This window comes from Nitrospira sp. T9 (assembly GCF_052156535.1).
Lineage (GTDB): Bacteria > Nitrospirota > Nitrospiria > Nitrospirales > UBA8639 > Nitrospira_E.
In genome coordinates this window covers 108,535-129,330 of sequence record NZ_JBQKUP010000035.1, presented here as the reverse complement: position 1 = coordinate 129,330, position 20,796 = coordinate 108,535, and the positions used below count along the sequence as shown (strand labels likewise).

Here is a 20,796-nt window from a genome sequence, read left to right as displayed (position 1 = left end):
TCCAAATATTAACGGATTACAGGAGGAAATATGTTCGGAACCATTCGCAACATCGAAGGTGAAAAGATCGACTACACCTTCCATCCGGGCAATAATAGTCGGAAGGTTATCGTGGTCCTCGGGCATGGGGTCACGGGCAATAAGGATCGCCCGTTTGTCGTCGCGCTGGCAGAAACCCTGTCACATGACGGAATTCCGACGCTCAGGCTGTCGTTTTCCGGCAACGGTGATTCGGAAGGTCGCTTCGAAGACTCCACGATTTCCAAGGAAGTAGAAGACCTGCGCTGCGTACTCGACGCGCTCGACGGATGGAACATCCTGTATATCGGCCACAGCATGGGTGGAGCCGTCGGCGTTCTGCTGGCCGATAAAGACACACGTCTTGTCGGACTCGTTTCACTAGCCGGCATGGTCCATACGGAAGCGTTCGCGCACCGCGAGTTCTGCGACGTCACACCGGGTGCGGGTTTCATGTGGGACGAGCCGGCGTGCCCCCTGTCGCAGACTTTCATCGACGACATTGCGGCCATCGGCACCGTCGTTACTCGTGCTCCGTCGATCCGGGTCCCCTGGCTGCTCGTCCACGGAACTGAGGATGACGTTGTTCCCCTCCAGGATTCGCTCGACATTTTCGAAAAAGCCAATAACCCCAAGCAACTCGTCCAGATTGAAGGTGCAGACCATGTGTTTTCCGAGCACACACCGGACATGATCAAGGTCGTACATGAATGGGTTCGAGAGCAGATCGGACGCGGGTAAACCGGTCTTATTTTGGATAAAGGAGTGATAAAACGTGGAGTCGTGGCTGTGTCGTCACGGCCATCGGATGTGTGATTAATTGTTTGATATGGGGGGCAATGACGATGAAACTCTTCAAGCATATTCTCTACGTATCCGAAGCATCCGTTGCACAGGAACCGTCGATAGCGCGGGCCGTGTCGGTGGCGGAAAACAATCAAGCGGACCTGACGGTCATTGATGTCATTCCTGCCCTCACGGCGGGCATCGGGATACTGCCTAGCGGACACACCTCCGGTGAATTACAGACAGCCCTGGTGAGCGAGCGCCGGAAAGGGCTGGAGTCCTTGGTTGAGCCTTATAAGGAACGCCTCAGCATCCGGCTGGATGTCCTGCAGGGCAAGACGTATCTTGAAGTGATTCGTGCCATTTTACGTCACCAGAACGATCTGCTGATCAAGCCGGCTGAAAATCCAGATTTCATCGAACGGCTGTTTGGCAGTGACGACATGCAACTGCTGCGCAACTGCCCCTGTCCGGTATGGCTCACACGCTCAGAGGAGAAGTCGGATTACGCGTGCATTCTGGCAGCCGTTGACATTGACCCGGATATCTCTGACGGAACAGAACAAAATCTCAACCGGCAGATTCTTGAACTGTCCAGTTCGCTCGCGACATCAAAATTTGCCGCACTGAATGTCCTTCATGTTTGGGATGCCCCATTCGAGAAGAAGGTGCGGTCATGGAGCGACCCTGAAGCTGTCATGGCTTATGTTGAGGGTGAACGTTCACGACATGACGGCGCGTTCAACCGCCTTGGCAAGGAGTTTAGAGACCAAATAGGCCCAGAGGCCTATGACCATCTTTCCCCGCAATTCCATTTGCGCCGTGGTGCACCCTCCACGGTCATCCCGCAAACGGTGAAGGAGTTGCAGGCCGATCTGGTGGTCATGGGAACGGTCGCTCGGACTGGCATCGCCGGATGGCTCATTGGAAATACCGCGGAGGCTATTCTCGAACAGTTGCAATGTTCTGTGCTCGCAGTGAAACCCTCTGGCTTTGTCTCCCCGGTCAAGCTGGCCGAGTAAGAGGCGCCAAGCCTGGCCTCACGATATAGACCATGGCGTTGGGCGGCACACTACGAATCGTGCCCCATTATGAAGCGAATATTTTCTGACTGGTGCCACTCAAATCGGGCTTGAGGTCAATGGATCACTGCAACTCCATTTATGCCACTTTTGATATGGAGGGTATCGAGCGACTTCTCGTGGTGGGCATGATTTTCCTGCCTTATGATATTTATCCGGGGAAGCCCGCATGAGAAACCCTGAGTGAAAATCGGCGGCAGTCATGCCGGAGTCCCCAATGGCCTGGATTGTTTTTGGAAAGGCTCTTTGGCTGCATTTTTGATTGGAAAATTTTTCTCTTGAGAAGCTTCATCCATCATGTCCTGAAGAAGACATTCGGCTTGTTGGTAGGATTGATCTGGATTGTCCGCTATTAGAAGAAAATGCCCCATTTTGCGTCCTGGCGCGGCGTGTGTTTTCCCATAAAGGTGAAGCCGGACCTGCGGATGAGCCAGAAGGCGATCCCACCTGGGCGGTCCGTTTCGCCATAGATCTCCGAGGAGATTCACCATCACGACGGGATGCATGAGGGAGGTATCCCCCAATGGTAATCCGCAAATAGCGCGGAGATGTTGTTCGAATTGAGACGTCACGCAGGCCCCAAAGGTGAAATGTCCACTGTTATGAGGCCGGGGAGCGATCTCATTGATCAACAAGGTGTCGTCCTCGAGAAGAAACAATTCAACCGCCATGACCCCGCAGTAGTCAAGCGCTTCTGAGAGGGAAACGGCAAGCTCCTCCGCCCGTAAACGGATCGTGTCCGCCACCCGGGCCGGAACGCGTGTGGTATGGAGGATGTTCTGCCGATGGGCATTCTCAGCCAGGGGATAGAGTTGAATATCTCCCTGAAGACTGCGGGCCAGCACGACCGATAGTTCCATCTTGAAGGGCGCGATGGCTTCCAAAACACACGGGACTTCCTTTAATTCTCGCCAGGCCTCATTCAGATGGTCCACGCCGATAACCCGGATTTGGCCTTTACCGTCATATCCTGAACGGCGCTTCTTTAAAATAGCCGGGAATGTCACGTGTTGAGCCGCAGCGGTCAAGGTGGCGTGATCTTTGACCGAGGCAAAAGGAGTTTGTGGAAAGCGGTGATCTTGAAGAAATTCTCGTTGAACCAGTCGATCCTGGATGAGAGCGAGCACGGAAGAGGATGGACGGGTCGCTTGGCCGGCTTCAATGTCGGCAAGAAGCATCCAAGGCACCAGTTCGGTCTCAATGGTCACCACATCAACCTGAGAGACAAAGTCCACCACGCGTTGCGTATTCGTCAGTTCTGATTGCACACAAAAATCCGCAACCTGGGCGGCCGGACAATTCTCAACGGGATCTAACACGCCAATCCGATACCCCATCCGGCGGCCTTCCATGGCCAGCATGCGCCCAAGTTGGCCTCCGCCCAATATCCCGATCGTTCCACCAGGAAGGATGATAGTCATATGAGTTTCTCCAGTGCAGGGGTATGTCGTTGGTCATAATAGGCCTTGAGTCGCTGCCCGATGCCGTGATCAGATACGGCAAGAATGGCTGCTGCCTGCAAGGCGGCATTGACCGCTCCATCCTCGCCGATCGCATGGGTTGCAACCGGAATGCCCTTTGGCATTTGGACAATTGATAAGAGCGAATCAAAGCCTTGCAAGGCTCGAGACCGAACCGGCACTCCGAGAACCGGAAGAATCGTTTTTGCTGCGGCCATTCCCGGCAAGTGTGCGGCTCCTCCTGCCCCGGCAATGAGCACATGGATGCCACGGCTTTGGGCCGAGCCGACATACTCAAAGAGAAAATCCGGCGTGCGGTGGGCTGACACAATCCGGCATTCATGGGGAACGGCCAATTCCGTGAGGATCAGACTTGCGTGCCGCATGGTCTCCCAATCACTGCTGCTCCCCATGATAATCGCCACGAGTGGATTGGAATTATCAGATTCAGAATTCATCGAATAGGTTGCCTCCCCAAAAATATTCCCACTTTAACAGCATCCATACTGAAAACACCCGGTTCCGTGAACAGATCAAGCCTCCGCCTTTTTCCCCGGCTCCTGCTCTGACCGTATTTGTCGCAAGGCCCTCTTCTCAGTCCGCCCTACTGTACCCCGCTTCACCATCATAATTCCATAATTTCTGCACCGCCGGCCACCACTACTTCCAGCTGAACGGTTCCAGGACCGTGGTCCCAGGCAATTTGGAAATCCTTTGTTCCCATAAACCCGCATCGGTACTCTTCATCAGCAGGTCCCGGCTTACATACCCTTGCCACGCTTTTGTCCCCCGATTGCAAATAAATTCGTATGTGAACGGGCCCAATACACAATCGCTGAAGGTCGTTAGCCTGGGATAGGGATTTGGTGTTGGTGTGCATTTCCCCATTTTTGGCACTATGCCGGCCAGGAAAACTCTAGGCCATTCGAGCTCACACGTTAAAGCCCGGCCTCTTGCCCCCGCATTTATTCGGCCTTGCGTCCCAGGTTCAGTGAACGTCCTACTCAGATTTTGAAACCTGATCCCGATGAAGGGGGGAGTGTGACGGGATTTTTGAGGCGCGAGGGTTGGCGAAACGCTGTCTTAATGTTTGAAAAATTCTGAGGTCTAATAACGCAAGCTCTAGAAGACCATGTCATCCAGAGTGAAACGAAGCATCCCGCAGGTTCTTAACGTCTTCAATGACAGGATCGTTTTTTCGCCGTTGGATCAAAATGACAGGGCGGTGAAGATTCGGTTTATCACAAATGGTTCATCCCCTCCCTTAATGGGAAAATTACAGCATTTACAAATGATGTGGACCCGGTTTGTCATCGCTTTGCCTTCCATGTCGACCGGGCCGACCGGGTCGTAATCGACCAAGCGACATCGCTCTTCTTCCGGTCTGACCGCCTCGGGCGGCACAGCGTTCAAATGCTGGAAGATGGTGCTGCCGTGAGGCGGCCTGCAGGCGTTGGAATAATGCCAGAACTTCGGGCACCTTCGTCTGTTTAAGAAATCGGTCATACATCGCGATATTGTCGTGTTCCGCTTGTATGCCGGCCCGACAGGCTTCGAGCACGGAGGAGGGAGGCGCAAGCTTCTCTTCCCAGTCATCTTTGGGCAGGGGAATTCCAAAGTGCCCGCACAGAAGTTCAAGGGCCTGCGCATGGGTTTCTTCCGCTTTTACAATATTGCTGAACGGACGTATTTCACCGAATGTGTTGAGCATGAGGCGATAGGACGCCCGTGCTTTATATTCATCAATCAGCGCTTCCAGAACCATCGCCTTGGTGTGGTCATCAAGCATGTGAAGCACCTCCCATCTTTTGCCAGGCGGGGAAACTCACAACCGACCCCCTCAAGCCACAGTGATTGCCTCCCTTCTCCCTTGGTGCTTAAAGCATGCCAACGCTTTCCACCCCTTGATGTGCATGTCCCTAGATGAACCTCCAGACGATTGTTGGAGGAAGACTCATTCCACACTTTATGTTGGGCTGATCCTTTTAACGTTTTCTATATATTCCATATTCCACGAAAATAACTGTAGATATTTGCCACGTCCATGCAAAAATTTTTGTAGCCAAATGGGTCATCGGTTTGGGGGTCGGTAAATGATGTCTGACGTCAGAAGCCCAATATAAAAGAAATTTTCATAATGGTACCGAACTTGAAAAGAGCCTAAGGAAACACCAATCAAGTGAGCGAAACTATTAGATGAACTGAAAGATCTTCACCCTGTTTGCATTCGCAGAACCAAAAATTTTGAGAAGGGTTTTTGGGTTTACTGAAAAAGGGGACTCCATGAAAGACCAAAACACGGAAAAGGGAGAACGCTGGTCAGTGATCTTGGCTGGAGGAGAAGGGGAGCGAACGCGTTCATTTATTGAGCGGTGGCTGGGGTATCACAAGCCCAAACAGTATTGTTCATTTGTGGGCCATCGTTCCATGTTGCAACATACGTGGGATCGTGCGGACTTCTTGACGCATCCTGAACATAAAATAACCGTCATTGCTCAGAACCACTTTCGAGAAGTGGTATCTCAGTCGGCGAATCGATCCTGTGGCCAGGTGATTGGACAACCTTGGAACTGTGATACCGCTGCAGGGATTTTCCTTCCATTAACATACATTCGGGCTCAGAATCCCCATGCGACGGTGGTGCTGTATCCAGCAGACCATTTTGTATTCCCCGAACATCAATTTATGGACACGGTTGAGAAGGCTATTCAGGCAACCACCCTCTTTCATGATCGAATCATGCTCCTCGGTGTCAGGCCCACGTCTCTGCAGCTCGAGTATGGATGGATCGAACCGGGAGGGCCGCTGGGATCAAGTGGCGGACTTTGCGTGAGACGGGTGGATGCCTTTCTTGAGAAGCCAAACGCTACCAAAGGGCTAGCCGCTCAGGCTAATGGGGCGCTTTGGAATACCTTTATCATGACCGCCAAAGTGGAGACTTTATGGAGATCGGGGTGGAAATGTTTGCCCGAGGTCCTGGAACGGTTTGAACAATTGGAAAAAGTTATAGGCACACCTCAGGAAAGTCGAACTCTTCGTGAAATCTATCATGATATGCCGAAGCGGAACTTTTCATCTGATCTTTTGGGTTGTGCCCCTGAATCGGTTGGAGTGCTTGAACTCAAAAATGTCCTGTGGAGCGACTGGGGTCGGCCCGATCGTATTGCTGACACTATTCGCGCGATAGGGAAAACCCCGGCTTTTGGATTGGAATGCCTGACGGAAACGCGGCATACACGCAATGAGAGTCAATCGACGGAGGTCTTGTGATGCGAACGAGTCAACAAACAGGTAGCCGTAAAGACGCAATGAATCCCATTTCCACCTCGGGCTCAAAAAAATCCGTTGCCTCTAAAAAGAGAGGCGCTAACCCCTTAAGGTCGGTCAACTCAGACAACGACACCGTCATCTGCCCTGATTCTTCTGTCCGGGATCTCGAAGCTCGGATTGCTCTGCGAGCGCATCAGCTCTATGAGGAGCGGGGGGGCTGCCACGGGGAAGATCAAGCCGACTGGTTCGAAGCCGAACGTCAGATATTGGCTACAGGATGAAGAAACTGGAGTGTTCAACACAAGGGATTTCATGAGAAAGGCTTCCTGCTGAGAATAAGCGGGAACGAGGTGTGTGAGGATGGATTCCTGATTGAACATGGGGAGAATGAAAATGTTTTTCTCCGTCATCCCCGCCGGTAGTATGCGGAGATCTATGCCACTGGATCCCAAAATGAATTTCCCGTCACAGATATCGGAAATGACGAGTGGTCAAACAAAAAACCCCAATATCTCAATTTGGGGAGTAATGGTTCACATTTAGCCGGGAGGTTGCTATGTCTCATTTTTATCGAATTCTTGGACTGACGAGTGTGTTGACTGCTGTGATGATGGGGGGAATGTCTGTGCCGGCGATGAGCGCTGGTCCCGGCCCGGCAGATGGCTATGATCTTCATGTCCAAGCGCCGCATCTCATGCACAATGGAGAGATTGGTGGTCCATTTCACCATTTTTGTAAGGGTATTTCAGACACCGTTTTTCAGTGTCTGTTGTTTGAAACTACTGATGCCAATGCTCCGCTCGTCGCCGTGGAATATTTCGTGGCCAAGAAGGCTTCCAGAACGCTTCCGTTAATCCAATGGCACCGGTATTTCCATGATCATCAGGAGGAGATTGACACTGGTCGCTTGTTTATCCTCGATGTCGATGATGAGAACAAGAAAAAAGAAATTGCCGAAGCTGCAGGTAAAACGGATGGGGTGATCTATCATCTGTGGCAAAAAGGACAGGCGTTTCCGGACGGAACCGTGACTTTCCCACAATCGATTGGTGTGCAGTTTCCCCAACCGAACTAATTGGCAATGAGCTGACGGGGGACCTTAAAAATCCCCCGTTCTTTCCGGATGTCGATGCCAAAACTAAAAATGGAAGCTTGCCTATCTCAAGCCAGGTTGTGATGGGAATGATGGGTCAAACAATTTATGCTTTATGAGGTATGGGAAATGAATACACGACAGTTTGGCATATTGGTCATGACGACTCTTTTTGCCGGGGTGATGGGTGGGGCTCTGTCCAACCTTGTTTTCATGAATTCCGCAGTATCGGCAGAGGAATCTGAGCAGCCAAAGAAAGTGGTTACGGCGGAGGAATTCCGCCTCGTGACGAAGGATGGCCAACCCCGGGCCACGCTGCTTCTGTGGAATGGTGAATTGCCGGCTTTGACCCTCGCTGATGAAACCTGTCATAACCGTGTGTTCCTCGGTGTTTTTAATGAGGCACAGCCGGCGTTAATTCTCAACGATAAAGGCTGTAAGCAACGAGCGGCTCTGGATCTGCAGCCGGATGGATTGCCTTCCCTCACTCTCAGAGACAAAAATGATGTTCCACGCGCACGGCTCCGTGTGTTGCTGGATGGAAGTCCTGTCCTGACCCTCTTTAATCAGAATGGCCAGATTGCCTGGTCACCGCCATTATCCTCCTCCGAGCCTTAGAGATCGTTGAAAGGACGGGCTTCCATTGTGTGGGAGGGACCAGGACATCGGCAAGGAACAAACGGACGTTTCAAACACTTGAACCAGGCCATCTGAAACGAATGCGTTGTGTGAGATTTTTCTTGGAAAGAAGCGATAATCATCCAATTTCAATACTTCTGTAGGAATCAAAGGAGGAGAGATCAATGAGCAAAGAAAAATTCCACCACACCGCTACAATGAAGTGGGAGAAACTTCAAGAATTCCCTGGGCCCGCAGACGTCAAGATTGTTCGAGAAGACCCGTCCCTTGGCGCCAAGACCATGCTGGTTCGGATTCCTGCCGGCGGCCGGATTACGCCACATAGCCACCGCGGCATCGTTCAGCATTTTGTTCTTGAGGGACAATACGAGACGGACGGCCAGTTATGTGAACAGGGCAGCTATCGGATGATGCCCGCGCATTGTGATATTTCTCCTATTTCCACAAAAGAGGGAGTGACCATCCTCATGATCTATGACCCGGTTTCCAACTAAGCCTGGTATATACGGTCCCTGCACGACGGGGGAACTTTATAAAAGAAATTTTATGGACAATGTGAAAGTCTTGTCGTCTGTCGATGAATGTTGAAGGTTTTCCATTTGAATGGGAGGGGGGTATATGACTATTCAAGGGGTCCCAGCCACAGGGTTTAAGACTGTCGGACAAATTGTGCCAACCAATGAATTGAAATTCGGTAGGAAGCTGAATGCCCTGGCCGCGGCAATCGAGTTACTTTCTCATCATACACCGGGGGGGCCGGTCGTCGACGAAAAAAACCATTTTATCGGGTTTATCAGTGAATTTGATGTCCTCCGGGCTTTGGAAGCGGGAAAAGACCTGAACAAAGTGACGGTCGAAGAGGTGATGAAAAAAGATCATATTGCGATTGCGGCTACGACGTCGATCAAGGATGCCGTGCATCTCATGGAAGAGCAACGATTGTTGAGTCTCCCGGTAGAGCGAAACGGTGAGGTGATGTATACCGTGACACGGCATGATCTATTGAGGGCCTGGATTGGATTGGGTTTGGGCATAGAAGATGGGAATGAGTAGATAAATGGATTGGCGTTCACTCCTAGTATGGGAAGCCACGTCACTAATATGACCGACATGTTTATTGAGGATGAAATCTCAGAGATGCGGGAGAGGGTGAGGGGCTGGATCATACTGAGAGTGGAAAGTGAGGCATCCTGGTCTTTGTGAGGGCATGAGGGGTGGTGCATGAATTCAGAATCTAACAGCTATGTCACCGTCAGGGTTTTTGACCCTTCAGATCCCGGTGAATGGGAACTTCTCGGGCCGGATGGAACGGCCATTGAAGGATGGCATCTTCTGTCGGTGGGGCGTGACCATTCAGGGAGGTACTCGCTTCATGTGACCTTTGATCAATTTCATTGTGTCAATGCGGAGGGCCAAAAGGTCAACATACATCTGAGTGGAGTTTCCGCTCAGAAGTTGGAGAAAGAACCACCCCCTCCGAGTGCCCGTACACATCGGCTACCACAGCATGGATGAAAAATTGAGCCGAAAGAAGAAGGGGAGGGCAGAGAAAAGTCACATAGAACCTAAATGAGGATATGAGCTCAAATCAATGTAGCTTAGTCTGGGCGGAATGCTCCTGATAAGAAAGGAAAATTGACGTAGAGATCGTTTATGTCTAGGCGGATCCAGAGCGTCTGGGTCGAAAGGGAAGCGAGGTGAAATGTTTTTTTAACCTTCACGACACTCTTCGTATTTGTCATCCCATACATACATTCAGAATAATTTGCAAGTCGATAATTCCAGGAATCAAGGGTTTTTCACAGCTGCATTAGAAGGTGCTTTTTTATAGGTTGAATAAAAGGAGCACTGAGAGGGTAACTGTGCCGGTTTTCGTGGGAAAGGGAAGATATTGAAATTTGAGCAAAAGAGAGAACTGTTTTATTGACTTCTTCTCAGGTTGCACGAGGACCAGCGCTTTAATCAGGAGGGATATTTATGCGTACATTGGCATATGTGTTGATAGGAGTGTTGGGTGGAATGGGAATGATGAGTCTTGGCCAGGAGAGCGGACCAAGTCCTACGACTCTGTTGGCACCGGTAAGTTATGCGATGACCTCTACAGAGCCAGCTTCTGAAATAGTAGATGAGAAACCCTGGACAGGCGCCGATTTAATAGAGATGGCGCAGGTCTATGATCAACAGGCTGATGAGCTTCAAAGTGAGGCGGTCCGATTGGAACAGCGAGCCATAAACCTTGCAAAAAATCCACATATGGATCCCAAGGGGTTTACCAGGTCGGGGTGGATGCTGATTGCCTCAACGCGGTGGAAGTCGGCAAAAGAATTACGAGAAGTGGCCGCCATGCATCGTTCGGAAGGACAACGTCTCCTGGCATTGGAAAAAAACGGAGAGGTCTCTCCTGAAAATTTAGATAAGGAAAGTAATGCCTCTCCGAAACATGGCACATGAGCGGTGGTGTTGTTCACGTGTACGGTAGGTCAGGATCTCCCTGGTTTGTGTTGCGGTCTCGTCCATCCTGCTCACGCATAATTTATCGGTACTGACCGGCTGGGCTTTTTTCGTCGTGAAAAAGACATTCTTTTCAGACCATCTTTTTCTTCAGCCTAACCTTGACGGCGGGAAGAGGAGCGGCGAGTATGCCAGACCTTATCAAAGGATTCGAGAAATTTCACGAGGAAATCTATCACCACAAGCAGGGGTTGTTCGAAAAACTTGCCCACCACCAAGAACCTCAGGCCCTGTTTATCACCTGTTCTGATTCCCGCATTAATCCGCATCTGCTCACGCAAACCGAACCAGGAGACTTGTTTATCTTGCGAAATGCGGGCAATCTGGTTCCACCGTATGGAGCCGCGATCGGCGGCACCACGGCGACTATCGAATTTGGTGCGTCGGTCTTACAGGTCAAAGAAATCATCGTTTGCGGTCATACCGATTGTGGTGCCATGAAGGCGTTGGTTCGGCCGGAATCGCTTCAAGATCTTCCAGCTGTCAGGGATTGGCTCCGCATGGCTGAAAGTACACGTCAAATCGTGAGGGAAATGTATGCGGAACTCAAGGGCGAGGAACTGTTTGTCGCGACGATAAAAGAAAATGTATTGGTTCAACTTGAGCATTTGAAGACCCATCCTGCCGTTGCCAAGCGGTTGCGCATGGGAAATCTTACGCTCCATGGATGGATCTATTCTATCGCGACAGGAGAGGTCTGGCTGTACGATCCGCATCAAGAAACGTTCGTTTTCCCAAAAGACGTCAAAAAGGTCAAGGATGCCTAGATGTGGAAGCTCTTCCTCAATTTGGCATGTGGGATGATTCATGATGAAGCAGCTGCGATATAACGAGCTTTTCACGATGACGTGGAAAGATGTGCAACGCGATTTTCTTGCGTCCATTGTGGTGTTTCTGGTGGCATTGCCATTGTGCATGGGGATAGCCATTGCTTCGGGCGCCCCTCCCGTGAAGGGGATTATCACCGGTATTGTCGGTGGCCTCGTTGTCGGACTTCTTGCCGGTTGTCCGCTGCAGGTCAGCGGCCCGGCTGCCGGTCTGAGCGTGATCGTCTTCGATGTGATTCAGCGTTTTGGCCTAGGCAAACTCGGGATCGTGGTTCTGGTGGCAGGAGGAATTCAAATCCTGGCGGGATTTCTCCAGTTAGGCCAATGGTTCCGGGCCGTCTCCCCTGCAGTGATTCAAGGGATGTTAGCGGGAATCGGCGTGCTCATCCTGGCAAGCCAATTTCACGTTATGATTGGGGACACGCCGAAAGGAAGCGGGCTTGAGAATATTTTGACCATTCCCGAGGCCGCGTGGAAAGGGTTGATCCCTCAAGAGGGAGTTGACGCGAGTCATTTAGTGTCGGCCCGCATCGGGATCCTCACGATCGCAGTCATAATTCTTTGGCAATTTCTGGCGCCTAAAAAGATTCAATTTATTCCTGCTCCATTGGTGGGTGTATTGGTCGCGAGTGGAGAAGCGTACATGCAAAACCTCTCCATCGAATATATTGAATTCCGGGACAGCCTCGGTAGCTCGATCCATTTTCTGAGGATGGGGGATTTTGCCTCCCTTCTCGATCCGTCCATATTGTCCATGTCCATCGCCATTGCCTTTATCGCCAGTGCGGAAACCCTTTTATGCGCCACTGCCGTCGACCAGATGCATTCGGGACCCCGAACCCGATACAACCGTGAAATGTCCGCCCAGGGCATTGGCAATCTTTTGTGTGGATTCCTTGGGGCCTTACCCATGACCGGCGTAATTGTCCGAAGTAAAGCCAATCTTCAGAGTGGCGCCAGAACGCGTGTCTCAGCCGTGCTCCACGGTGTCTGGTTACTCTTGTTTGTCGGACTCTTTCCTGAAATACTCGAGTTGGTTCCCATCGCAAGTTTGGCCGCTCTCCTCGTATACACCGGCTATACTCTCATCAATGTCCAGGCTATTCGGACACTTTCAAAATTTGGCCGGGGAGAGGTCGTCGTGTATGCGGTGACTGTTGTGACCATTGTGACAACCAACCTTCTAATTGGAGTGCTTGCAGGGCTTGGTGTGGCACTTGCGAAGTTAATTTATTCAACCAATACCCTTCAGGTTTCGGTGGACCGCAACAAGAACAACAAATCGATTTCCATTAAATTTTCAGGTACGGCCACGTTCGTGAATCTTCCCAAATTTGCCAATGCCCTGGACGACGTTCCGTTGAAGAAAGACGTTCATCTCGATTTTGATGATCTACGGTGTATTGATCACGCCTGTCTGAACTTACTGAATTCCTGGAAGAAATTTCATGAAACCCAAGATGGAACAGTGTCCGTTGATTGGGAAAAGTTGGAATCAAAGATGCTTGAGAAGCAGACAACTCCTACCTAATCTTAACGGGTATTTGCACGCAATTCCCCAAAATGTTCAAGACATACGTGGAGGGCTGTTGCTCCGCGTCCTTTGGGCATTTGATCGTGAAAGACAAATGTTTTGTCAGGATTTACCCTCTACCCATTTTCTTTTGCTTTTTGTTAACTGAAAGCACATACGCAGAAACGCTTGTTCCCCGTCCTCGTCGGGTTCTTGCGCAGGTGCCCATGGCCATAAGGAGGTAACTGTTCATCTATCCATTTCTCATATTATGATTTGGATTCCATTATGACATCATTTCACAAAATTTTATGTTTTGAAGTCTGGCTCCTACTGCTTCTGGTTGCCGGATGTTACGAATCACCGACTGAAACGGGGTCCGAAGATGCGGTGTTGAGCAGCCAGGATTCATAGGAAAGGTCTCCGGGACTGTGAATGCTGACCTATCCGGACCGGCGATACCTGCCCTGAGTGTTTGTCCAGTCATTGACTTAAATGATCTTTTCCTGATTTTGCATGTCGCGCATTTCTCGCCTCAATTGCCAGGAAGGTTGAGGAGAGGGTTGTGCTCAAACGTGAGGAGACAAATAAATGGATGCTTTAATGTTACTGGGTGGACTCGCGCTCATCATCGGGGTGATCGGCTTTGTTGTTTTGGTGAAAGGCTGGAAAAAAAGACCTCCTGGACCTGAATAAGCCAGTGGCGCAGAGGCGACCCTTTGCCCATTGAGAATCACGGGCTGGCGGCAGTGGTGTTTGGTGGGCGGAGTATGGGTCTGACAAAAATAAATATCCGGGCAGGAAAATTGTGTGGAGTAATTCCTCTACAAGGGGTTCCAGCACTATCCTAATATGGGGCAATATACCTCTATGAGGATTTTTCCTTTCTAGACAGCCACTCACAGTGCTGTATGAGTGGCCGGGAAAGTTCATAAATGTATTTACGAAATGAAAATGGTATAGAATTTGTAGTCTGTACTATGGAAGCGTGCCTGAGTCGATCCTTGGGTTTGTGATGGGGAGGTTATATCTCGATGATTATGATTGTGACATTTCACGAAGAAATTCGAGGAAAAATTTCCGCTTTTCTCTCTGAGAAAGGCTATGAAGTCTGTGTTCCTCCTCATAGACAGGATGTGGTGTCCCTGGTAAAGGAAAAATCCCCCTTAGTGGTCGTGTTGGATATGTATGTGGCGGCACCAAACGGACTAGACGTGCTAAAGGAACTACGAGCCCAAAATTATCACGGAGGAATTGTGGCGCTGGCCGGAACCTCGGTGCGTTCATTAATGTCTCAGGCGTCCCAGCTTGGTGTGAACCAGGTGATTGGGGGATTTCAAGGCGATGGAGGGGCGCTGAATCTTGATCAGGTGGAGTCTGCGATTAAAATGGCATTACACTCAACCATTGCCAAACGCGCATTTGAATTGTATGTGGCACGAGGTCGGACGAAAGGGAAGGACCTGGAAGATTGGTTGGAAGCCGAACGGCAAATTTTCAAGAAGACCTTGCCGTTGTCATCAGGGGAAAGCAAACAGAGAGCTAAAACCGAAGGCGGATCTCAGAAGCCAAAGAAAACCCAAAAGAAATCAACTTGAAGGAACAAAAGTTTTTTCAAGGTGAATGGACAAACATCCAAGAATGTTTTGCGGGTGTCATCAAGAAACAAGAAAACGTAAATTTTATCTTAACCCGTCAACTGAATAGTTTTTCAGTGCATTCAGCCGGTAATCATGGTGAATCTGGCGAGAGGAAGTGGAATCTTATTGCATCCGACGTCTCTCCCGGAGGGATGGGGCATTGGGGATTTAGGATCCACGGCCTATCAATTTGTCGATTTTTTAAAGGCTGCCGGTCAGAGTTGGTGGCAGATGTTGCCACTGGGCCCGACCGGTTATGGCAATTCCCCCTACATGTGCTTTTCCGCCTTTGCAGGAAATCCTCTGCTTATTAGTCCGGAAAAACTTGTAGAGGATGGATTTGTCTCGGCATCCGATGCCAGGCGGCCTCCGCTCTTTCCAGCCGAACGTGTGGATTATCCTCTGGTCATTGCGCATAAGCGCCTAATCTTCGAAAAGTCTTTTGAGCAGTTTAAAACCAATCCTCCAGCCGAACACCGCCAAGCCTTTTTGTTGTTTCGTGAGAAACATGCTTCCTGGTTAGAAGACTTCTCCCTCTTTATGTCTTTGAAGGAAAGTTATGCGGGGCAACCATGGACTCGATGGGATAAGTCACTGATCATTCGAGATCCTCAAGCCCTGCAGGACTGCAGTCGTCGCCTCTGGGAGAAGATAGATTATCATCAGTTTCTTCAGTACCTGTTTTTTCACCAATGGTCGGCCCTGAGACAGTATGCTCATGCCAGGGGGATCAGAATTATCGGGGACCTCCCGATTTATATTGCTCATGATAGTTCAGACGTCTGGGCCCATCCTGATTCATTCTATTTGGATGATCAATGTCAACCCTCCGTGGTGGCCGGGGTGCCGCCGGACTATTTCAGCGCAACAGGACAACGGTGGGGGAATCCGATTTACCGGTGGGACGTGAGGGCCGGATCCGGTTACCCATGGTGGATTGATCGATTTCGTGCCAATCTTGCCCTTGTCGATATGATTCGATTGGATCATTTCCGGGGGTTTGAAGCCTATTGGGAAATTCCGGCTTCTGAACCTCATGCCATCCATGGTCGATGGGTGAAAGGTCCGGGAGGCGAATTGTTCGCAGCCGTGAAAGCCGCACTTGGTGATTTGCCGGTGATCGCCGAGGACCTTGGTGTGATCACTCCGGAGGTGGAGGCGTTACGGGATACCTGTGGTTTTCCCGGTATGCGAATTTTACAAATGGCCTTCGGCAACGATCCCAAAGCCCATCATTATCGACCCCATCACTATACTCAGAATTCCATCGTCTATACGGCCACTCATGATCATAATACGACGGTCGGGTGGTTTACCGCTGAACCGGGGAAAGAAACCACCCAATCCAAAGAGGAGATCAAGGAGGAGCGTGTGAGTGTGTTGCGCTATCTTGGGACTGACGGTCGAGACATTCATTGGGATGTGATTCGACTGGCCATGAGTTCTGTTGCCCAACTCGCCATGGTTCCGCTTCAGGATGTTTTGGGATTGGGGAGTGAATGCCGGATGAATCGACCCAGCACGCTCAAGGGGAACTGGGAGTGGCGGGTTCATCCTGGTCATTTGACGGAGAATGTTGGGAACCGACTCCGTGACATGACAGGTTTATTTGATCGATTGCCATGACCCACGCCTTAGGAATCCAAAAAAAGTTAAAGCCTATGTGAGAAAAGGAGCTGACGATGAAAATTTTAGTGGCGGTTGATCCTTCCGAACATTCGCAGGAGGCCATTCGATTTGTGAAATCGGTGGATTGGCCAAAGGCATCAGAAATTTATTTAATCCATGTGATCGAGATGAAACATGCGTCTCCTCTGATACCGTCGGGTGGACCTTCCAGTTGGGATCGGGTCATTTCCGAGGCAAGGGGGAAACTGTTCACCGAAGCAAAGGGTCTTCTTGAGCACACGAAAAAGGAGATTCTTGAAAAAAGGGGTGTGACCATTAAGTCTCTGGTGATGGAAGGGCTTCCTGGTTCCGAAATTTTACAGGTGGTGGAGGACTATCAAGTCGACCTGGTCATCCTAGGAACCCGTGGCCTTTCCAATGTCAAACGGTTTCTTCTAGGGAGTACCAGTGATTGGGTGATGAGGGAAGCCCCCTGTTCAGTGTTATTGGTTCGTGAGAAACTCAGTAAGGTGACGACGGGAAAATCCGCCGCCAAAATTCTTTTGGCCACCGATGGGTCAGCGGTGGCTCTGAGTACTGTGGATATGCTCGGTCTATTGACCTGCAAGACTCCTCCAAAGGTGACAGTGACGCATGTGGTGGGAAGGCCGGCATACCTGGAGGGCTGGTATTTGGGAAAAGGAAAAGCGGCCTTTAAACAATTAGCCGAACAAGTATCGGAGAACGCTCAAAAAGAAGGTGCCAGCCACCTGGAAGAGATGGGCCAAAGAGTCAAAGGACTCGGCATGGAAGTCGAGACCGTGTTGACCAAAGGAGATCCCGCTGAAGAAATTGTCAAAATTGCCGAGCGTTCGAAGGCAAAATTGATCATGGTTGGATCAAAAGGATTCATAGGGGGCAAGCCGGTCCCATTGGGAGGGGTCGTTAGAAAAATTGCTCGCTATGCTCCATGTTCGGTGTTGCTTACCCGCCCTGGAAGATCCGAGAAAAAAGTTTGATGCGTGATCCATCTTCCCTCATCAGGAATACTCAAGGCCATCAAAGGGTGAAGGGCGCAATTATCATGGCTTTCCGCTAGTAAGGTGGGGGCATTCTGAACCTGTTTCTCATGTGTGGTGCTATTCTCAATTAAAAGGAGCGCGATGTCGGCATTAGATCAAAATAGGTCAGACGTATGCTGGCATGCCATGGATGGTGAATCTGTCCTCAAGGCAGTGGCCAGTCAAGTTGGGGGCTTAACGCAGGATGTTGCTGCCCAACGGCTGGCGCTCTATGGCCCCAATCGTCTACGTCCGCCTAAAAAGCAATCCTCCTGGCAGCGGTTTCTCGCCCAGTTCCACAATATTTTAATTTATATTCTCATGGGAGCGGGTGTCGTGACCGCCATCCTGGGTCATTGGGTGGATACCGGTGTGATTCTCGGTGTCGTGGTCATCAATGCCGTCATCGGATTCCTTCAGGAAGGAAAAGCCGAAAGGGCGATGGATGCCATTCGCCGGATGTTATCGGTGCAGGCCTGTGGACTCCGTGATGGATCCCGTTGTCCGATTCCCGCGGAAAGCCTTGTGCCTGGGGATATTGTGTTTCTCCAATCCGGGGACAAAGTCCCGGCAGATCTGCGTCTTCTGAAGGTGAAAGATTTGCGTATTGAAGAAGCCGCCTTGACCGGTGAGTCCGTCCCGGTTGAGAAACACATGAAACCGGTGCCGGAAACCGCATCCATTGGTGATCGAAAGGGCATGGCCTATTCGGGAGCTCTGGTGACCTATGGAACGGGAACCGGGGTGGTGGTCGCGACCGGAGATGCCTCCGAAATTGGACGGATCAGCGCCATGCTGGCCAGGGTGCAGACCTTGACCACCCCACTTCTCCGAAAGATCGGAGAATTCGGGAGCCGATTGAGTATTGCCATTATCACCGGAGCAGTTGGTGTGTTCCTCTTCGGAGTGTTGTTCCGGGAGTATGGGTTCAGTGACATGTTTCTGGCCAGCGTAGGATTAGCCGTTGCCGCCATTCCCGAAGGACTTCCAGCCATTATGACCATCACGCTCGCCATCGGCGTACAAGCGATGGCCCGACGGCAAGCGATTATTCGACGGCTGCCTGCTGTTGAAACCCTTGGCTCTGTGACCGTTATTTGTTCAGATAAAACCGGCACGCTGACACGAAATGAAATGACCGTTCAAACGCTGGCCACCGCGGCGTATACCGTGGAGGTTAGTGGTGTCGGCTATGATCCGCATGGCGGGTTTTCTTTGCTTGGCAACCCGATCGTGCTGACTGATCTTCCGGACGTGATGGAACTCGCTCGAGCCGGAATGTTGTGTAATGATGCGGATTTGTCCCACGTGGAGGGGGCCTGGCGGATCAATGGAGATCCGACGGAGGGGGCCTTGGTGACCTTGGCACGAAAAGCGGGTCTGGATATCCACTTCGAACTGGAGATGTGTCCCAGGACCGATGTGATCCCCTTCGAATCCCAACATCGGTTTATGTCGACGTTACATCATGACCATGCCGGGCATGGATTTATGTTTATCAAGGGTGCTCCTGAACGGGTGTTGGAGATGTGCGCGTTTCAGCGGAGTCTGGGGGAGGATCATCCTTTGAATAGCCGGTCGTGGCACGATCGGATCGAGCAGATGGCGAGTCGGGGGCAGCGAGTGCTGGCGGTGGCCTTTGCATCGACGAATCACGAACATCGAGAGTTGCGATTTCGAGATGTGGAGCAGGGCCTGACGATGTTAGGCCTCTTCGGCATTATTGACCCCCCACGGACTGAAGCCATTGAAGCGGTCCGACAATGTCAACAAGCCGGGATTCGGGTCAAAATGATTACCGGCGATCATCTTGTGACGGCGAGAACGATTGGCTTACAGATGCATATCGGAGATGGGAAACAGGCTCTCTCGGGACAGATACTGGAAACGTTGAGCGATGAGGAATTGAATCGTGTTGTTCGGGAAATCGATATCTTTGCCCGGACAAGTCCGGAGCATAAGTTACGGCTGGTGCAAGCTCTCCAAGCCGGTGGGGAAGTGGTGGCCATGACCGGAGATGGGGTGAATGATGCGCCGGCACTCAAGCGGGCGGATGTCGGAGTGGCGATGGGAGTGAAGGGAACGGAAGTGGCGAAGGAAGCGGCGGAAATGGTGCTGGCCGATGATAATTTTGCCTCCATTGCCCATGCCGTCGAAGAAGGCCGTCGGGTCTATGACAATATTCAAAAGTCCATTCTGTTTATTCTTCCCACCAATGTCGCCGAAGCCGGAGTAATTGTATCCGCCATTCTGTTAGGAACCATGCTGCCGATTACGCCGGTCCAAATCCTGTGGGTCAACATGATCACCGCCGTCACATTGGCCTTGTCTCTAACCGTCGAACCTCCTGAATCGGATGTCATGCGACGTCCCCCTCGAAATCCCGGGGACGCCATTTTGTCACGGTTTCTGCTGTGGCGAATCGGCTTTGTATCCATCTTAGCGGTGGCCGGTACGTTTGGACTGTTCCTGTGGGAGCGTGACCAGGGGGCATCTATCGAAACCGCGAGAACGATAGCCGTTAACATGCTGGTGGTTTTTGAAGCCTTTTATTTGTTAAATGCCAGGTCTTTTTATGGTTCGGTTCTGTCCCGCAACGGATTGTTTGGAAACCCCTATGTTCCCCTGACCATAGGAATGGTGTTAGGCATTCAAGGCCTCTTTACCTATGCCGAAGTGATGCAGACGCTATTTCATACTACCGGCATTGATGGCCTTGCCTGGCTTCGAATTTTTGGAATTGGCGCGGTGATTTATTTGCTGGTGGAATTGGAGAAATCTGTGTTTCGGATTGTTCTTAAACTCAGAACTCCCGATCTGAAAATTTGACGAATAGGTCGTGAGTCAGAATGGCTTTTGATTAGGCATCGGAAAGGTTTTGGGAATACCCGGAGGAATCATGAAAATTTTCACGTTCGAGGCTATAAAGAAGAAGGCACGATGACCACACCGTTTGATATGGTTGTTCTTAACGACCTTGACCGGTATCATCTGGTGGCGGATGTGATCGATCGTGTGCCGAAACTAGGATATCTTGCGGCCTATGCCAAGCAGGCGATTCGCGATAAAAAGATCGATCATAAAAACGTACATCGCCAAGTACGGCGACGATATGGCGGAAATTAATGATTGGAAAGGGCCGTTTTAGTTTTCACGCCCCATCAGGATAACGATGGGTGTGTCGATGTATGGCCTGCTCCATTACCACAATTCGACCGCCTAGATTATTGTGGTATTCTCTCTCATGTGGATGCCCTAGATTTTTCGTTTACCCTGATTGATCTTTTA

General features: G+C 50.8%; 20 protein-coding genes and 1 pseudogene. 17 read left to right on the top strand and 4 right to left on the bottom strand.

Translation table 11 applies throughout. From position 1 onward, the window contains the following. The first annotated feature begins 30 nt into the window (after window positions 1-30). Together ACTRXD_RS10970 and ACTRXD_RS10965 are read left to right on the top strand one after the other, a co-directional pair. On the top strand, window positions 31-759 hold the full coding sequence (locus ACTRXD_RS10970) for an alpha/beta hydrolase (protein ID WP_442431850.1): 729 nt from the start codon (window positions 31-33) through the stop codon (window positions 757-759). 98 nt (window positions 760-857) lie between these two features. Then, the gene (locus ACTRXD_RS10965) at window positions 858-1,826 is read left to right on the top strand and encodes a universal stress protein (protein ID WP_442431849.1); all 969 of its coding nucleotides are present in this window, start codon (window positions 858-860) and stop codon (window positions 1,824-1,826) included. 260 nt (window positions 1,827-2,086) lie between these two features. Here ACTRXD_RS10965 and ACTRXD_RS10960 read toward each other — a convergent pair whose 3' ends face one another. From ACTRXD_RS10960 to ACTRXD_RS10945, 4 genes are all read right to left on the bottom strand, one after another. After that, entirely contained in the window at window positions 2,087-3,307 is a 1,221-nt protein-coding gene (locus ACTRXD_RS10960) for a 5-(carboxyamino)imidazole ribonucleotide synthase (RefSeq protein ID WP_442431848.1), read from the bottom strand. Beyond that, entirely contained in the window at window positions 3,304-3,804 is a 501-nt protein-coding gene (purE, locus tag ACTRXD_RS10955; RefSeq protein WP_312745416.1) for a 5-(carboxyamino)imidazole ribonucleotide mutase, read from the bottom strand. Before purE ends, ACTRXD_RS10960 begins: the two co-directional genes overlap by 4 nt. A gap of 167 nt (window positions 3,805-3,971) precedes the next feature. Further along, window positions 3,972-4,226, bottom strand: coding sequence for a hypothetical protein (locus ACTRXD_RS10950; RefSeq protein WP_442431847.1), 255 nt, complete (start codon window positions 4,224-4,226; stop codon window positions 3,972-3,974). Between the two features lie 405 nt (window positions 4,227-4,631). Next, window positions 4,632-5,135, bottom strand: coding sequence for a ferritin-like domain-containing protein (locus ACTRXD_RS10945; RefSeq protein WP_442431846.1), 504 nt, complete (start codon window positions 5,133-5,135; stop codon window positions 4,632-4,634). A 494-nt stretch (window positions 5,136-5,629) separates the two neighbouring features. Between ACTRXD_RS10945 and ACTRXD_RS10940 the strand changes: the two genes are divergently transcribed. The 15 genes and pseudogenes from ACTRXD_RS10940 to ACTRXD_RS10870 all read left to right on the top strand — a co-directional run. After that, window positions 5,630-6,616, top strand: a complete 987-nt coding sequence (locus tag ACTRXD_RS10940; protein WP_442431845.1) for a sugar phosphate nucleotidyltransferase — start codon at window positions 5,630-5,632, stop codon at window positions 6,614-6,616. Beyond that, window positions 6,616-6,897 (top strand): DUF2934 domain-containing protein, encoded by a 282-nt coding sequence (locus tag ACTRXD_RS10935; RefSeq protein ID WP_442431844.1) that lies wholly within the window; start codon window positions 6,616-6,618, stop codon window positions 6,895-6,897. The genes ACTRXD_RS10940 and ACTRXD_RS10935 overlap by 1 nt, the downstream gene beginning before the upstream one ends. A 275-nt stretch (window positions 6,898-7,172) precedes the next feature. Further along, the gene (locus tag ACTRXD_RS10930) at window positions 7,173-7,691 is read left to right on the top strand and encodes a DUF1264 domain-containing protein (protein ID WP_442431843.1); all 519 of its coding nucleotides are present in this window, start codon (window positions 7,173-7,175) and stop codon (window positions 7,689-7,691) included. 147 nt (window positions 7,692-7,838) lie between these two features. Beyond that, window positions 7,839-8,327 (top strand): hypothetical protein, encoded by a 489-nt coding sequence (locus ACTRXD_RS10925; RefSeq protein WP_442431842.1) that lies wholly within the window; start codon window positions 7,839-7,841, stop codon window positions 8,325-8,327. A 185-nt stretch (window positions 8,328-8,512) separates the two neighbouring features. Further along, window positions 8,513-8,842, top strand: a complete 330-nt coding sequence (locus tag ACTRXD_RS10920; RefSeq protein ID WP_442431841.1) for a cupin domain-containing protein — start codon at window positions 8,513-8,515, stop codon at window positions 8,840-8,842. Window positions 8,843-8,966: 124 nt separating this feature from the next. Continuing rightward, on the top strand, window positions 8,967-9,401 hold the full coding sequence (locus ACTRXD_RS10915; RefSeq protein ID WP_442431840.1) for a CBS domain-containing protein: 435 nt from the start codon (window positions 8,967-8,969) through the stop codon (window positions 9,399-9,401). Between the two features lie 168 nt (window positions 9,402-9,569). Next, on the top strand, window positions 9,570-9,863 hold the full coding sequence (locus tag ACTRXD_RS10910; RefSeq protein ID WP_442431839.1) for a hypothetical protein: 294 nt from the start codon (window positions 9,570-9,572) through the stop codon (window positions 9,861-9,863). Between the two features lie 462 nt (window positions 9,864-10,325). Beyond that, the gene (locus ACTRXD_RS10905; RefSeq protein ID WP_442431838.1) at window positions 10,326-10,799 is read left to right on the top strand and encodes a hypothetical protein; all 474 of its coding nucleotides are present in this window, start codon (window positions 10,326-10,328) and stop codon (window positions 10,797-10,799) included. Between the two features lie 188 nt (window positions 10,800-10,987). Further along, complete coding sequence (locus tag ACTRXD_RS10900) at window positions 10,988-11,626, top strand: carbonic anhydrase (RefSeq protein ID WP_442431837.1); 639 nt, start codon at window positions 10,988-10,990, stop codon at window positions 11,624-11,626. A 40-nt stretch (window positions 11,627-11,666) separates the two neighbouring features. Further along, window positions 11,667-13,217: a SulP family inorganic anion transporter gene (locus ACTRXD_RS10895; RefSeq protein ID WP_442431836.1), complete on the top strand. Its 1,551-nt coding sequence runs from the start codon at window positions 11,667-11,669 to the stop codon at window positions 13,215-13,217. A gap of 1,016 nt (window positions 13,218-14,233) precedes the next feature. Continuing rightward, the gene (locus tag ACTRXD_RS10890; protein ID WP_442431835.1) at window positions 14,234-14,797 is read left to right on the top strand and encodes a response regulator; all 564 of its coding nucleotides are present in this window, start codon (window positions 14,234-14,236) and stop codon (window positions 14,795-14,797) included. A 105-nt stretch (window positions 14,798-14,902) separates the two neighbouring features. Further along, window positions 14,903-16,465: a 4-alpha-glucanotransferase gene (gene malQ / locus ACTRXD_RS10885; protein WP_442432014.1), complete on the top strand. Its 1,563-nt coding sequence runs from the start codon at window positions 14,903-14,905 to the stop codon at window positions 16,463-16,465. Between the two features lie 56 nt (window positions 16,466-16,521). Next, the gene (locus tag ACTRXD_RS10880; RefSeq protein ID WP_442431834.1) at window positions 16,522-17,466 is read left to right on the top strand and encodes a universal stress protein; all 945 of its coding nucleotides are present in this window, start codon (window positions 16,522-16,524) and stop codon (window positions 17,464-17,466) included. A gap of 144 nt (window positions 17,467-17,610) precedes the next feature. Then, window positions 17,611-20,337 carry a cation-transporting P-type ATPase gene (locus ACTRXD_RS10875; protein ID WP_442431833.1) on the top strand — a complete coding sequence of 909 codons (2,727 nt, stop codon included), beginning with the start codon at window positions 17,611-17,613 and terminating at the stop codon, window positions 20,335-20,337. Window positions 20,338-20,358: 21 nt separating this feature from the next. After that, window positions 20,359-20,656, top strand: a pseudogene (locus ACTRXD_RS10870) (phosphoketolase); the annotation flags it as partial. Window positions 20,657-20,796: the final 140 nt, after the last annotated feature.